Here is a 14,123-nt window from a genome sequence, read left to right on the forward strand (position 1 = left end):
GTGCGCCGGCCGAGCGGCCGGCCCACCGCCATCGCCCGGTCGGCGCTGGTCCGCCGTCCAGGCGGACCGGACGCCTCTAGCCCCGCACCGGACGGACAAGGCGGAGCCGGCGTGCAGCGCGCTGGGGCGGCCGCCGCGGAAGGCGGCGCGCACCGCAAACGCAGGCGGCGCATAACAACCAGGCGAAGAAGCAAGGAAAGGAAGAACCGATGGCGATCGTACGAACCATCGACGGGGACGTCGCGCCCGAGACACTCGGAGTCGTCAACGCCCACGACCACCTCATCCGCGTCGGCGCGGGAGAGGTCTACATCGATCCCGACCATCTCCTCGACGACGTCGACAAGGCGGTCGAGGAGGCGACGTATTTCGTCGAGGCCTCGAAGAAGTGGGCGAGCGGCGGAACCATCGTCGACATGTGCCCCGCCTCCTCGGGGCGCGACGTCCTCAAGCTGCGTGAAGTCGCCGGCCGCGTGCCCGGCCTGCAAGTCGTCCAGACGACGGGCTTCCACCAGCAGAAGGTCTACCTGGAATGGCGGCAGAGCTGGGTCAACCAGTACACGGTCGCCCAGATCGCGGACCTGCTCATAGCCGACATCACCGAAGGCGTCGACCGCTTCGACTACATGGGCCCCATCGTCGAGCGCACGGACGTCAGGGCCGGCGTCATCAAGTGGGCCACCGCCTACGGCAGGATCACCCCGTGGGAGGTCAAGACGGGCAAGGCGGTGGCCATCGCCGCGAAGGAGACCGGCTGCCCAGTCAACACCCACGTGACCGCCGGGACGTGCGGCCCCGAGCAGGCTCGCTTCCTGGTCGATCAGGGCGTGGACCCCGCCAAGGTCGCCATCGGCCACATCCAGCGCAACTGGGACCCCTGGGTGCAGGAGCAGATCGTGAAGCTCGGATGCTACGTCGAACTCGACGGCACCAACCGCATCAAGTACGTGCCCGACCACGCACGCGTCAACCTCCTGCGGGTCCTCGGCGAGAAGGGCTACGGCAAGCGGATCCTCCTGGGCACCGACTCCGGCAAGTCCTCCTACCAGAAGGCCTACGGGTCCGTGACCGGCATCGACTTCGATCCGGCCGTCTTCGCCCCGCGCCTCATCGACGACGAGGGCTTCGACCGCGCCTACGTCCAGGACCTCCTGGTGGGCAACGCGGCGGCCTTCTTCGCCTGGGACCCCGTGAAGGCCTGAGATGACCGAGAGATCCAGGCTGACCGACAGGCCCAGGCTGCAGATCGCGCTGGACTCCTTCGACCTTCCCAGCGCGCTCGGCCCCCTCCAGAAGGCCTCGGCGAACGTCGACGTCATCGAATGCGGCACCATCCTGATCCTGTGCGAGGGCTATCGCGCGGTTCGGGTCGTCCGTGCACTCTACCCCGACAAGCCCGTCCTCGCAGACGTCCGCATCGCCGAGGCCGGGTCGAAGATCGCCCGTCTGGCGTTCGAGGCGGGAGCCGACCTCGTCTCGTGCGTGGCCGGGGCGTCCCTGACCACCATCCGGCAGGTGTGCAAGGTCGCCGAGGAGTTCGGCGGCGAGGTCCAGGTCGAGCTGGCCGACGAATGGTACGACCCCGAACGGGCCAGGCGTTGGCGCGAGATCGGCGTGCAGCACGTCATCGTCAAGCGATCGCGCGATCGCGAGGCCGCCGGCGACCTGTCGTGGAAGCCCGAGGACCTGGCGAGGATCGACGAGCTGGCCTCCATCGGGTTCACGGTCACCGTCACGGGCGGAGTCTCGGCGCAGGACCTCCCGGCGTTCGCGGGCAAGCCGGTGGGCATCGTCATCGCCGGCCGCGCCATCGTCGAGGCGGAGGATCCGGCGGCGGCCGCCGCCGAACTCCAGGAGACGATCGCGGAGGTCTGGCCGTGAGCGGGCGAGACGCCTCGGCCGTCCGGGACTCGGCCGAGCGGCCGGCCGCGGCCCGTGCGGGAGACGGCCGGGATGCGCGGGACTGCGCGGGGACGATCACGCTGGGCATCTACGAGAAGGCTTTGCGGGGCAACGAGCTGGCCACACGCGCCGACTGGGAAGCCTTCCTCGCCCAGGTCCCCGAGGCCGGGTTCTCCTTCGTGGACATGTCCGTGGACGAGAGCCCCCGGCGGGAGGCCCGCCTGGACTGGGACCGCGCCCGCCGCGGCGTCGTCAGACGCGCCGTGGAGACGGTCGGGACGGCCATCGGCGGACTGTGCCTGTCCGTGCACCGCAAGATCGGCCCCGGCAGCGCGGACCCGGGCGTGCGCGAGCGGGCCCGGGACGCGATGACCCGGGGGATCCGCCTGTGCCACGACCTGGGCATCCCCGTGCTCCAAGTCGCCGGATACTACTGCTACTACGAGGAACCCAACCCCGACGCCGCCCGGCACTACCGGGAGATGCTGGCCGAGGCCGCGGCCCAGGCCGCGACGTACGGAGTCATGCTCGGCATCGAGAACGTCGACGGCAGGGACATCACGTCCATCACCCGGGCCATGGAGGTGGTCGACGCGATCGACTCCCCGTGGCTCCAGGTCTACCCCGACATCGGCAACATCGCCGAGCAGGGCCTGGACCCGGCCGCCGAGCTGGCCGCCGGCGAAGGCCACATGGTCGCCATGCACGCCAAAGACGTCCGGCGGGGCGAACCGCGCCGGGTCCCGATGGGCGAGGGCGTCGTCGACTGGGACGGCTCCTTCGCCCTGCTGGCCCGCCAGCGCTGGTCCGGCCGGCTCATGATCGAGATGTGGAACGACGACGCCCCCGACTCGATCGAACGCTGCCAGGCCGCCCGCCGCTTCATCCAGGACAAGGCCCTCGGCGCCGGATTCCACATCGCCTGACCCGATTCCACCACTACTCGAGGAAACGAGAACCGCATGCTAGAAGCACTCAAAGAAGAGGTCTGCGAAGGCAACCTCGAACTGCCCCGCCACGGTCTGGTCACGTGGACCAGCGGGAACCTCTCCGCGCGGGATCCGCAGAGCGGCCTGGTCGTCATCAAACCCTCCGGGCTGCGCTACGAGCGGATGACGCCCGAGGACATGGTCGTCGTCGACCTCGACGGAAAGATCGTCGAGGGCAAGAGGGGGCCTTCCTCGGACACCGCCTCGCACCTGTACGTCTACCGGCGTCGCGAGGACGTGGGAAGCGTCGTCCACACCCACTCCACCTACGCCACGGCGTGGGCCGCCACGGGCCGGTCGATCCCCTGCTGCCTGACCGCCATGGCCGACGAATTCGGCGGCCCCGTGCCGTGCGGAGGCTACGCCGCCATCGGAACGGAGGAGATCGGCGTGCAGATCGTCGAGAACATCGGGCACAGCCCGGCGATCCTCCTGGCCAAGCACGGCGTCTTCACCATCGGCCCGACCATCGAGAAGGCCGTCCAGGCGGCCGTCATGGTCGAGGACGTCGCCCGAACCGTCGCGATCGCCAAGGGGATCGGCGAAGTCGCCGAGCTGCCCGCGGCGGACATCGAGGCGAACTACGACCGCTACACGCACCGCTATGGAACAGCCGCAGCATCCCGAGGAGTCAGCCATGCCTAGATTCGACATCTCCACCATCGGAGAGGGACAGATCCGCCTGACCTGCCACAAGGGGGACAGGCTGGTCACGGCCCGCGAGCTGCGCATGACGGCCGCATGCTCGGAGGCCAACGTCTCCGGGCTGCTCTCCCAGCTGGGGCGGAGCGCCTCGTGGGCGTCGGTCATGCCCAAGGGCGAGCTCGGCGAACGCGTGCTCGACGAGTTCCGCTCCGTGGGAGTGCACCTGGGCAACATCGTCCGCACCGAGAGGGGCCGCGTCGCGCTCTACTTCATGGAGCCCGGCGAGTACCCCATGCCCGCCAAGGTCATCTACGACCGCCTGTACACACCGTTCCGCGACGCCGGAATCGAGGACTTCGACTGGGAGTCCATGCTGGACGCCAGGCTCGTCTTCGTCACAGGGATCACCGCGGCCCTCACGGAGAACACGGCCAAGGTGGTCGGATACTTCGTCGACCAGGCCGCCGAGCGGGGCATCGACGTCGCCCTCGACGTCAACTACCGCTCGCTGCTGTGGGACGCCGACTCGGCGCGCAGGGTGCTCGAGCCCATCGCCCGCAAGTCGAGCATCGTCTTCTGCTCGCGCTCCGACGGGACGAGGGTCTTCGGAATCCCGGGCGACGGGATGACGGTGTGCCGCACCCTCCGAGAGGCCTTCGACGTGCCGGTCGTCGTCTCCACCGACCAGATCAACGGCGTCTACCTGTCCACCGCCGAGAAGGACCGCCGATTCGAGGTCATCCAGGTGCCCGTCGTCGACAGGCCCGGCGCCGGCGACTCCTTCGTCGCCGGAACGCTCCACGGCTTCCTCGACGGCGACGTCGAGGCCGGGATCGGCTACGGCCTGCGGACGTCCTCCTACGCCCTCACGCACTACGGCGACCTGACCCACGTGGCTCCGCACGAGCTCGACCTCCCGACGACCACGGACATCCTCCGTTGAGTCGGCCGCCCGGGCCGGTCCACCGACGGGCCGGCCCGGGCGGCGGAGGACGGGCCCACCCGTCGACGGCCGGCCATGCCCGCCGCCTCGACCCCTCCCACCTCTACTCACGATTGGTCAAAGACATAGATGAGCGCAGCACCGCAGGGGCGCACGGCCCCGGAACAAATCGACAACCATCGCCTGACGGGCCATCAGAAGTCCCTCATAGGGATGGCGATCGTGGGAAACGTGTCGGAGTTCTTCGACATGTTCCTCATCGGATTCATCGTCAACCTCCTGATCGAGACCCCCGGATGGGATCTGACCGGCTTCCAGTCCGGCGTCATCCTGGCAGGCGCAGGCCTCGGCACGGTCATCGGCTCCATCCTGTGGGGCCGCCTGGCGGACGTCTTCGGACGCAAGCACGCCTTCGTCGCCTGCATCATCGTCCTCGTGGTCTTCACCGCGGGCTCGGCATTCACACCCGTCAACGGCTGGGTCCTCCTGGCCGTTTTGCGCACCGGCGTCGGCATCGGCGTCGGCGGCCTGAACATCACATCCGTTCCCTTCGTACAGGAGTTCGTTCCCGCCAAGCAGCGCGGCCTGCTGGCAGGGCTGACCTCCGTGTTCATCCCCGCGGGCATCTTCCTCGGCGGCCTGGTCACCAAGTACCTCGGAGGCCCGCTGGGCTGGCGCGGCCTCATCGCCATCGGGTGCATTCCGATCGTCCTTTTGGCCTGGGCCCGGTTCATCCCGGAGTCCCCTCGCTTCCTCCAGTCCAAGGGACGGGAGGAGGAGGCCAAGCGGGCCTACGCGTGGGCGATGGAGATCCCCGTCGAGCAGGTCGCCGCGCTTCCGCCCCTGCCCGCGGCTAGCTCAGCATCCTATTCGGTGATCTTCCGGAAGTACCCCCGCCAGCTGCTCGTCGTGTCCCTCGGCTCCTTCGCCTTCATCCTGGGGTCCTTCACAGTCCAGTCCTGGGGGCAGTCCCTGCTGGGCCAGTCCTTCAAGTTCAGCGCCGGCTCGGTCTCCACGCTCTTCATGCTCGTCTCCCTGGGAGACCTGCTCGGGCGGCTCGGATCGGCGTGGATATCCGACCGCATCGGGCGGCGTTGGACCATGTTCGGCTGTGGGGTCATCGGGGGTCTCGGCGCTCTCGTCGCCGCTTTCTCGACCCAGATGGTCGACGGCGACGACGTCGGCGCCGCCGGCTACGTCTTCTTCGCGGGGATCTTCGTCATCATGACGTTCGGCGACGGCGCCTTCGGAATCCTCAACGCCTTCGGCGGCGAGCAGTTCCCGACCGAGGCCCGCTCCACCGGCCTCGGGCTCGGATACGGCATCGGAGCCGTGGCGAAGGTCGCCGGCCCCTACCTCCTCGGCTTGCTCGTCGGCAGCGACAAGCTCTCGCCCGAGGTCGTCTTCATCCCCTTCCTCATCTTCGCTGGTCTGCTCTTCCTCGGCGGGATCGTCTACCTCTTCGCCGAGGAGACGAAGGGCAGGGCGTTGGAGGAGATCTAACCGGACCGCCGATTCCGCGCCCGTTCCTGCGTGCCCGGCCCTCGGTGTGCGGCCGCTTGCGGCCGCACACCGCCCTCGCGCCATAGAACCCACACGGCCCTCGTCCGCGCGGAAGCGGGGCAGCACCTCGCTGCCGGGCCCCCAGCCCGCCCACACGGCTTTCGTCCGGGCGGAAGCGGGACGCCTCGAAATTCAACGCATTCGAAGTGCGGGGCACCGTCCTCGTCTGCGCGCAGGCGGGGACGGGCTAAAGCGGGGTCGGGCGAGTGGACAGCCGGCGCCGTCCTCGCCGGCCTCGATTCCAGTCTTATGGCCGCGGCAGGCGCCGGTGCTCGGCTGGAGTGGAACTCCTCGTTTGCTCGCGGCCGCGGCCGGTGCGGGGCTCGGAGAGCGGTGGAGGGTGCGAGGCGGGGTCAACCGCGCGGCCGCGGGAGATGCCTGCCCGGATACGCTGCCCGGGCCAGCGCCGTCGTCTCGCCGATGAAGCTTCCCTTGGCCTGCGTGTAGGCGTCGCGGTCGTGTTCGTATCTGCCCTTCAATTCCATTTTCAGATGTGCGTACTGGCGCGCCCTGCCGGGGTGGTCGATCAGGTAGTCGCGGAAGTAGAGCTCGTCCCAGTCCCCGGGCGTGCGCACGTGCAGGTGGAAGACCTTCCGTGCGAACCCCTCGGGCGTGTACCCCTTGTTGAAGACGAGCTTCACCGGACGCGTCGGCGCCCCCGACATCGCCAGCCACCCCTCGTCGAGGGTGCGGTCGAGGACTTCCCTCGGGTCGACGTCGGGGTCCAGCTCCATGAGGATGTCCACCGTGGGCTTGGCCAGCAGCCCGGGAACCGCCGTGGAGCCGATGTGGCTGATGCGCGCCAGGCGCGGCCCCCACACGGCCGACAGCCTGGCGCGCTCCTCCTCGTACCACTCGCGGTAGGCGGGATCGTGCTCTTTAAGGACGATCGGGAAAAGCTGCCAGAGTTCCTCGAGGCTCATCGTCGTCAGGTCCTTCATGGCCCCGACACTACCCGCCGGCGCCGACGCTGCCGCGGTCGCTCCTGTCTGATGGGACGTCTGACCGCCCCCGTCTTCGCTGCTGTCCGCCCCATCCGGCACGTCCCACGCGTGGGTCGCGTTCCGGCCTTTCCCCCGCCGTTCCGGCCTTTCCCCCGCCGGTCCGGCCGGCCCTCCGGCGGGCCCGTTGCCGCCGTCGGTCCCGCTCGGGGTAGGCTGCGGTCAGACGTCGCATACCGGCGCATGGGGTGCGACGTCCGGCGGGGATCGGGAGCCGAAGGGGCGTTCGGATGGGCGCATCCGGGAGACGAGGGATCGGCCCGGCGAGGGTTTCGGAACCCCATGAGAGAGGTGAGCGTGAGACTTCCAGCATCCGACGAAGGAATCGTGGCCGGACAGGTGGAAGGACCCCAGGCCCGGCGGGCGCGGATAGCCGAATACATCATGAGGAGAGGGGCCGTCTCCGTCGAGGACCTGGCGGCGCATCTGGGCGTGTCGACGATGACCGTCTACAGGGACGTCGCCCGGCTCGAAGAGGCGGGGATGCTGCAACGCCACCATGGGAAGGTGGCGGCCAAGGCGTCCGGATTGCACGAGGCCTCCGCCAGGTTCCGGCTCGAGCAGAATCATGAGGCCAAGCAGGAGCTCGCGTCGTGCGCAGCGGCGATGGTGCCCTCGGGAAGCTCGATCATGCTCGACGACTCGACGTCGGGGGTGTGGGTCGTCCGCGCGCTCTGGGAAATCGAGACGATGTCGATCGTCACCAATTCCCTCCTCGTGGCCGAGGAGGCCGAGAGGCTCGGGGCGGGCAACCTCATCATCGTGGGAGGCGTCTACCAGGGCTGGGCCGAATCCCTCGTGGGGCCCTCGGCGGTCGCCATGATCGGGCAGATGTATGCCAACTACGCTATGGTCTCGGCCTCGGGCATCTCCGACTGGAGCTGCTATCACCCCTACGAGGACATCGTCGCGGTCAAGAGGGCCATGCTGGACGCCGCCGACACCACGTTCCTCCTGCTCGACCACACGAAGTTCGCGCGCAAGGCGCTCTTCTGCTTCGCGAGCATGGCCGAGTTCTCGGCGGTCATCGTCGACCGGGGGACGCCCGAGGGGACGGTCGAAGGGATGAGGGCCGAGGGCGTGGAGGTCGTCGTGGCCACCGGCACACCCTGACCGCGCCGAGGCGGCCCCGCCTCTGCAACTCCTCTCACTTCCGGCCGCTCGGATGGGAGTATGTTCAAGCTAACATCGCATGCGGGGAAAATAACATGTCCGGTGTTAGTCTTCTTTTCACGGACGGAGAGCACGCATCTCCGTTCTGCCGGATCAGTGTCACGAGGAAGGGCACAGCATGGGATTGCGCATCGTCGTCGCTGCGGACATCGCAGGCTACGACTACAAAGAGATCATCAAAAAGGATCTTGAGCAGGACGAACGCGTCGATGAGGTCATCGACGTCGGCGTTTCCGAGGGGGAGACCACGCTATACCCTCACGTGGGAGTCGCCGGCGCGCGCGTGATCGCGGAGGGGAAGGCCGACCGTGGCATTTTCTTCTGCGGCACGGGGATGGGCATGGCCATTTCAGCGAACAAAGTGGCGGGCGTCAGGGCGAGTACGGCTCACGACAGCTTTTCGGTCGAGCGGCTCATCCTCTCCAACGACGCCCACGTCCTGTGCCTGGGTCAGCGTGTGATCGGGCGTGAACTGGCTCGACGCCTTGCCCGGGAGTTCCTCGGGTACACCTTCGACCCATCCTCGCACTCGAAGGCCAACATCGACGTCCTCGTCGAGTACGAGAACGGCACGGCGGAAGGCTGTTGAAACCCAGCTCCCCTCGCGAGCCGGAGCGAGCACGCACGACCTTCGGACTCAACGCCGTGCATGGCCGGTTGAGGATCATCCACGCCGGCCGCAATCACAATTGGGATTTCCACGCGGTTCCCAACGACGGGGACCGTCACGACAAATACAGCGGATGTCCATCCGCCTGACTTAAAGGAACATCGATGTTTACAGCTTCGATCGGAGTCTTCGTCTTCGGACTCCTTGCCGCCATCGCAGGAGGGGCCGTCGGCGCCTCCATCGGCGGTAACTACGGCTTCGTGCTGACGGGCTTCACGGTCCTCGCCTCCTGGGGCATCCTCGCCGCCACGGGCAGCACCTTCGCGCTCGACTACCTGGCCTTCGGCCCGTTCATGGGCCCGCATATCATCTTCGCCGGCGGCGCCGCAGCCGCCATCTACGCGAGGTACAAGGGGTACATGGACGACGGCAAGGACGTCAACTCTCCGCTGGCGGGGCTGGGACGTCCGGACGTCATCTACGTCGGCGCGATCTTCGGCATCCTGGGATACGCCGTCCAGATCGGCATCGCGAAGATTCCGTGGTTCGGCACGCACACTGACTCGGTGGCCCTGACCGTCGTCATCTCAGGCATCGTCGCCCGCGTTCTGTTCGGCGGCGACCCCGGCAAGGGGCTCTTCAAAGGCTCTCTCCACAGCTCCCACCTGTACGCCGAGGGCAAGGGCCTGATGGCCAAGATCAAGCCCGGCCCGAACGGCCGCTGGCTCGAGTGGCAGGAGAAGCCGGGCCAGCTGTTCGCCATGGGCTCGCTCTTCGGCATCCTGGCCGGCGGAGCGTCGATCTTCCTCGCGTCGCAGATCGGGACGTCCCTCCACTCCAGGGGCCTGGATTCCAGTGCGGCCGTCAACAACGCCCAGACCTTCACCTTCGGAATCTCGGCGATCATCATCCTGTTCCTCATCACGAACCGCAACATGCCGGTCCAGCACCACGTGACCATCACCGCCGGCCTGGCCGCCCTGAAGTTCTTCCCGATATTCGGCGGAGAATTCGTGATGAAGACGGACACGCAGGGGTGGATCGCCGCCAACGTGGGCCCGTCCATCGGAGCCCTCGCCGCCGCCCTCCTCGCCGGCCTGCTCGCCGCCTTCCTCTGCGAGCTCTTCGCACGGCTTTGGTACAACCGCGGCACGTCCCATATCGATCCTCCGGCCGCCTCCATCTGGATTTGCAACACCGCCGTTGTGAGCCTGGCGCTTCTCTTCTAAGGATCAACCCGCCCGCCGCTCGGGGAAGCCGGAAACCCGAGCGGCCCAATACCTCCCAGGGAGCACAGTCATGCAACGTACCTCGCCCGAGCGCCTCTTCGACGCCTACATCTTCGACATGGACGGGACCATCTATCTTGGGGATGATCTCCTCCCGGGCGCGAAGCGGCTCGTCGAGGGACTGCGCTCCCTGGGACGGCCAGTCCGGTTCCTGTCGAACAACCCGACGAAGGACCCCCAGCTCTACGTCGAAAAGCTGGAGAAGCTAGGCATCCCCACGCCGATCGAGGAGATCGCCAACACCGTCGTCACGACCGTCCGATGGCTCAAGGCGAACCACCCCGACGCCGTCGTCTTCCCGATCTCCGAGCAGCCCCTCAAGAAAGCCCTCGCCGAAGCGGGCATAGCGATGAGCGAGGACCCGGAGAGCATCGACATCGTCATCGCCTCCTACGACCGCACCTTCGAATACCGGAAGCTCCAGATCGCCTTCGACGCCATCTGGTTCCACAAGCGGGCCTTCCTCATCACGACCAACCCCGACCGCTACTGCCCCTTCCCGGGCGGACGCGGCGAGCCCGACGCGGCCTCCATCGTGGCTGCCATCGAAGCCTGCACGGGAGCCACGTGCCAGGCGAACATGGGCAAGCCCGAGGCCACCATGCTCTCCGCCGCCATCGACGGGCTGGACGTCGACCCGGCCGACTGCATGATGGTCGGCGACCGGCTCATGACCGACATCGGCATGGCCATCAAGACGGGAATGGCCTCGTGCCTGCTCCTGACCGGCGACTCGACGCTGGAGGAGGCCGAGGCGCTCGACCCCGCCGATCAACCCACATACGTCCTGGATCGCATCGACCACCTCATCCCCGAGAGCACGCGGCTCCAGTGGGGCTGGTCCGACGGCGACAGCTGACGCCTAAAATTCAATACATCCAAAACTAAATACATCACGCATAATCACGCACCAACAAGACTCAACGCGGAGGTATTCTTGTCCGTCTTCTCCAACCCCAACTCCCTGACCGGCGGTCCGTACGTCATGGGCATCGACTTCGGCACGGAGTCGTGCCGAGTGGGGATCTTCGATCTGAACGGCGCGCCCGTCGCCTTCGCGGCGACGGCCTACCCGACGGCCCATCCGGCGCCGGGCTGGGCCGAGCAGTCTCCGGTCGACTGGTGGAACGCCCTGCGCGCCTCGGTCCACAGCGTCATGCAGCGCTCCGGCGTCCAGCCGCACGAGATCAAGGGTATCTCCTACGACGCGACGACGATGACCGTCGTCGCCCTCGACCACGGCGGGGAGGCCCTGCGCCCGGCCATCATGTGGATGGACGTCCGCGCCACCGAGCAGGCCGCCCGCGTCGTCGATACGACGTCGCCCGCCCGGCGCTACACCGGAGGCGGCACCCTGCCCCCGACCGCCGAATGGTTCCCCTTCAAAGCCGCCTGGTTGCGCGAGAACGAGCGCGAGACCTACGACAAGGCCTACCGCCTGGTCGACGCGCCGGACTGGCTGACCTTCAAGCTGACCGGCGAGTGGACCCAGAACATCAACACCGCCGCCCACCGCATGTACTACGACCGCGACAACGGCGGCTGGCCCACCGACCTCTACGAGGAGGCCGGCGCCGGCGACGTCTTCGACAAGCTCCCCACCGTGGTCAACGACTTGGGCGTGCTCGTCGGCGGCCTGTCCAAGACCGCGGCCGAGGCCCTCGACCTCATCCCCGGCACGCCCGTCGCCCAAGGCGGCGGCGACGCGTGGCACGGCCAGATCGGCCTCAACGTCCTGCGCCCGGGCAAGATGTCGCTCGTGACCGGCTCCTCGCACGTCATGTCCGGACAGTCGCCCGACCCCGTCTCCGGCCCCGGCTTCTTCGGCGGCTACACCGACGGCGTCGTCCCAGGCCAGTACACGGTCGAGATCTCGCTGGTCTCCTCCGGGTCCGTGCTCAAGTGGTTCAAGGACAACTTCTGCCCGGACATCAACCTGGCCGCCGAGCAGACCGGCTTGAACGCCTACGACATCCTCAACCAGCGCTCGGCGGACATCCCGATCGGCTGCGACGGGCTGGTCATCAACGAGTCCTTCCAGGGCAACCGCACGCCCTACTCGGACTCCAAGGCCCGCGGCGTCTTCACCGGCCTGTCGCTCGCCCACAGCCGCGAGCACATGTACCGCGCCATCCAGGAGGCCGTCTGCTACGGCGTCGAAGCCAACCTGCGCAAGCTGCGCGAGGCCGGATTCCAGGTCGAGGAGTTCGTGGCCTGCGGAGGCGCGACGAAATCCCTTATGTGGACGCAGATGCACTCCGACGTCACCGGCGTCCCGATCACCCTGACCGAGGTGGGCGACGCCGTCACCCTCGGCTCGTGCATCCTCGCCGCCGCCGGGGCCGGCCTGTACGGCTCCGTCCAAGAGGCCGCCGACGCGATGGTCCACGAGCGCGAGCGCATCGAACCCGACGCCGAAAAGCACGAGCAGTACGAGTTCTACGCCGACCAGTACTGCAGGCAGTTCCCGCTGGTGCAGGACCTCATCCACGACACCGTGGACCACGTCGCCGCCGAGCACGCAGCCGAATAGCCACCAGGCCCGGGGCCCATCCGGCGAGGAAGGCCCCGGGCCTCGCAGCAAGATCAACCAAGGAGCCGAACCGGCTCGGAACGGAGGAGGAAAGCAATGTCGAGCGATCTCATCGCGAAGGCCCTCAAGACGGCCGTCGAGACGAAGGACATCGTCTTCGGCGACGGCGTCACCGACCAGACAGGCGAAATCTTCACCAAGCTGTTCCCCGGGGCGAAGGCCCTGGTCGTCGCGGACGGCAACACCTTCGAGGCGACCGGCGAGGAAGTCGTCGCCTCGCTCGAGGCGGCCGGAGTCGAATTCGCCGAAGACCCCTACATCTTCCCGGGGAAGCCCACCCTGTACGCGGGGTACGAGAACGTCGAGATCCTGCGCGACCACATCGCCCCTCTCGAGAACACGATCGTATGCTCGATCGGATCGGGCACGCTCAACGACATCGCCAAGCTGGCCTCCGGCGAGCTCGGCCGCCCGTACATGAACGTGTGCACGGCCGCCTCGGTCGACGGATTCGCCGCCTTCGGCGCCTCCATCTCGCGCGACGGATTCAAGATCACCCGCTCGTGCCCCGGCCCCGCCGGCCTCGTCGCCGACAACGACGTCGTCTGCCACGCGCCCAAGCGCCTGACCGCCACCGGATACGGCGACCTCATCGAGAAGATCCCCGCCGGCGCCGACTGGATCCTCGCCGACGCCCTGGGGATCGAGCCCATCAACGAATACGTGTGGGACATGGTCCAGGGGCCGCTGCGCGGCTCCCTCGCCGATCCCGAAGCCATCGGCAACGGCGACAAGAAGGCCATCGAGGGCCTCATGGAGGGCAACCTCATGTCAGGTCTGGCCATGCAGGCCGGCCAGTCCTCGCGTTCGGCATCCGGTGCCGGCCACCAGTTCTCCCACACGTGGGAGATGGAGGGCCACGGCCTGGACTGGGAGCCCCCGCTCTCCCACGGGTTCAAAGTGGGAATCGGGACGATCGCCTCCTGCGCCATCTGGGAAGAGTTCCTGGCCATGGAGGCCGAGGACTTCGACGTCGACCGCGCGCTCGCGGCCGTCAAGACGCCCGAGCAGGTCGAATCCGAGGTGCGAGCGGCCCTCAAGCCGCGCATGCAGGACGAGGCCGTCCGCCACTCCTTGAAGAAGAGGACGGAGGGCGAGGAGCTCGTCGCCCGCATCGAACTGCTCAAGGAGAAGTGGCCCGAACTGCGCGAGAGGCTGCGCGCCCAGCTCATGGCGCCCGGCGAGGTCATGGACCGCCTGAAGACCGTCGGCGCGCCCTACCACCCCGAACTCATCGAGATCGACTGGGACCGCTTCCGCCAGACCCACTTCAAGGCCCAGATGATCCGCGACCGCTACACGGTTCTGGACATCCTCGTCGACCTCGGGGTCTACGGCGACGTCGTCGAGAGGCTGTTCTCGCCCGAGGGCTTCTGGGGCCGGCACCGCCATCCGTCCGCATGACCCGAACCCCC

General features: G+C 67.9%; 13 protein-coding genes. 12 read left to right on the top strand and 1 reads right to left on the bottom strand.

All coding sequences use genetic code 11. The features are described from left to right. Positions 1 to 209: 209 nt before the first annotated feature. The 6 genes from HMPREF0043_RS09795 to HMPREF0043_RS09820 all read left to right on the top strand — a co-directional run bounded on the left by HMPREF0043_RS09795 (position 210) and on the right by HMPREF0043_RS09820 (position 5,982). Positions 210 to 1,202, top strand: coding sequence for a phosphotriesterase family protein (locus tag HMPREF0043_RS09795; protein WP_021602932.1), 993 nt, complete (start codon positions 210 to 212; stop codon positions 1,200 to 1,202). Position 1,203: 1 nt separating this feature from the next. Beyond that, positions 1,204 to 1,881 (top strand): 3-dehydro-L-gulonate-6-phosphate decarboxylase, encoded by a 678-nt coding sequence (locus HMPREF0043_RS09800; protein ID WP_021602933.1) that lies wholly within the window; start codon positions 1,204 to 1,206, stop codon positions 1,879 to 1,881. Further along, positions 1,878 to 2,828, top strand: coding sequence for an L-ribulose-5-phosphate 3-epimerase (locus HMPREF0043_RS09805; protein WP_021602934.1), 951 nt, complete (start codon positions 1,878 to 1,880; stop codon positions 2,826 to 2,828). Before HMPREF0043_RS09800 ends, HMPREF0043_RS09805 begins: the two co-directional genes overlap by 4 nt. A 36-nt stretch (positions 2,829 to 2,864) precedes the next feature. Then, the gene (locus tag HMPREF0043_RS09810; protein WP_021602935.1) at positions 2,865 to 3,536 is read left to right on the top strand and encodes an L-ribulose-5-phosphate 4-epimerase; all 672 of its coding nucleotides are present in this window, start codon (positions 2,865 to 2,867) and stop codon (positions 3,534 to 3,536) included. Beyond that, positions 3,529 to 4,479, top strand: coding sequence for a sugar kinase (locus tag HMPREF0043_RS09815; RefSeq protein ID WP_021602936.1), 951 nt, complete (start codon positions 3,529 to 3,531; stop codon positions 4,477 to 4,479). Before HMPREF0043_RS09810 ends, HMPREF0043_RS09815 begins: the two co-directional genes overlap by 8 nt. Positions 4,480 to 4,608: 129 nt before the next feature. Further along, positions 4,609 to 5,982 (top strand): MFS transporter, encoded by a 1,374-nt coding sequence (locus HMPREF0043_RS09820; protein ID WP_021602937.1) that lies wholly within the window; start codon positions 4,609 to 4,611, stop codon positions 5,980 to 5,982. A 413-nt stretch (positions 5,983 to 6,395) separates the two neighbouring features. Here HMPREF0043_RS09820 and HMPREF0043_RS09825 read toward each other — a convergent pair whose 3' ends face one another. Beyond that, positions 6,396 to 6,983 (bottom strand): GrpB family protein, encoded by a 588-nt coding sequence (locus tag HMPREF0043_RS09825; protein WP_021602938.1) that lies wholly within the window; start codon positions 6,981 to 6,983, stop codon positions 6,396 to 6,398. 357 nt (positions 6,984 to 7,340) lie between these two features. Here HMPREF0043_RS09825 and HMPREF0043_RS09830 point away from each other — a divergent pair, with 357 nt between their 5' ends. The 6 genes from HMPREF0043_RS09830 to HMPREF0043_RS09860 all read left to right on the top strand — a co-directional run bounded on the left by HMPREF0043_RS09830 (position 7,341) and on the right by HMPREF0043_RS09860 (position 14,112). Then, positions 7,341 to 8,156, top strand: a complete 816-nt coding sequence (locus HMPREF0043_RS09830) for a DeoR/GlpR family DNA-binding transcription regulator (protein ID WP_232206128.1) — start codon at positions 7,341 to 7,343, stop codon at positions 8,154 to 8,156. A gap of 178 nt (positions 8,157 to 8,334) precedes the next feature. After that, the gene (locus HMPREF0043_RS09835) at positions 8,335 to 8,805 is read left to right on the top strand and encodes a ribose-5-phosphate isomerase (protein ID WP_021602941.1); all 471 of its coding nucleotides are present in this window, start codon (positions 8,335 to 8,337) and stop codon (positions 8,803 to 8,805) included. Between the two features lie 185 nt (positions 8,806 to 8,990). Continuing rightward, positions 8,991 to 10,055 (top strand): hypothetical protein, encoded by a 1,065-nt coding sequence (locus HMPREF0043_RS09845; protein ID WP_021602942.1) that lies wholly within the window; start codon positions 8,991 to 8,993, stop codon positions 10,053 to 10,055. Positions 10,056 to 10,125: 70 nt separating this feature from the next. Further along, positions 10,126 to 10,974: an HAD-IIA family hydrolase gene (locus HMPREF0043_RS09850; RefSeq protein WP_021602943.1), complete on the top strand. Its 849-nt coding sequence runs from the start codon at positions 10,126 to 10,128 to the stop codon at positions 10,972 to 10,974. A gap of 126 nt (positions 10,975 to 11,100) precedes the next feature. Continuing rightward, on the top strand, positions 11,101 to 12,648 hold the full coding sequence (locus tag HMPREF0043_RS09855; protein WP_021602944.1) for an FGGY-family carbohydrate kinase: 1,548 nt from the start codon (positions 11,101 to 11,103) through the stop codon (positions 12,646 to 12,648). Positions 12,649 to 12,744: 96 nt separating this feature from the next. Beyond that, positions 12,745 to 14,112: a sn-glycerol-1-phosphate dehydrogenase gene (locus HMPREF0043_RS09860; protein WP_021602945.1), complete on the top strand. Its 1,368-nt coding sequence runs from the start codon at positions 12,745 to 12,747 to the stop codon at positions 14,110 to 14,112. Positions 14,113 to 14,123: the final 11 nt, after the last annotated feature.

It is taken from the genome of Actinobaculum sp. oral taxon 183 str. F0552 (genome assembly GCF_000466165.1).
Taxonomy (GTDB): Bacteria; Actinomycetota; Actinomycetes; order Actinomycetales; family Actinomycetaceae; genus Peptidiphaga.

Bases quoted from the DNA above. Each gene is read 5' to 3' on its own strand.
- HMPREF0043_RS09795 (WP_021602932.1), top strand. From the start codon at position 210: ATGGCGATCGTACGAACCATCGACGGGGACGTCGCGCCCGAGACACTC.
- HMPREF0043_RS09800 (WP_021602933.1), top strand. From the start codon at position 1,204: ATGACCGAGAGATCCAGGCTGACCGACAGGCCCAGGCTGCAGATCGCG.
- HMPREF0043_RS09810 (WP_021602935.1), top strand. From the start codon at position 2,865: ATGCTAGAAGCACTCAAAGAAGAGGTCTGCGAAGGCAACCTCGAACTG.
- HMPREF0043_RS09815 (WP_021602936.1), top strand. From the start codon at position 3,529: ATGCCTAGATTCGACATCTCCACCATCGGAGAGGGACAGATCCGCCTG.
- HMPREF0043_RS09820 (WP_021602937.1), top strand. From the start codon at position 4,609: ATGAGCGCAGCACCGCAGGGGCGCACGGCCCCGGAACAAATCGACAAC.
- HMPREF0043_RS09825 (WP_021602938.1), bottom strand. From the start codon at position 6,983: ATGAAGGACCTGACGACGATGAGCCTCGAGGAACTCTGGCAGCTTTTC.
- HMPREF0043_RS09835 (WP_021602941.1), top strand. From the start codon at position 8,335: ATGGGATTGCGCATCGTCGTCGCTGCGGACATCGCAGGCTACGACTAC.
- HMPREF0043_RS09845 (WP_021602942.1), top strand. From the start codon at position 8,991: ATGTTTACAGCTTCGATCGGAGTCTTCGTCTTCGGACTCCTTGCCGCC.
- HMPREF0043_RS09850 (WP_021602943.1), top strand. From the start codon at position 10,126: ATGCAACGTACCTCGCCCGAGCGCCTCTTCGACGCCTACATCTTCGAC.
- HMPREF0043_RS09855 (WP_021602944.1), top strand. From the start codon at position 11,101: ATGGGCATCGACTTCGGCACGGAGTCGTGCCGAGTGGGGATCTTCGAT.
- HMPREF0043_RS09860 (WP_021602945.1), top strand. From the start codon at position 12,745: ATGTCGAGCGATCTCATCGCGAAGGCCCTCAAGACGGCCGTCGAGACG.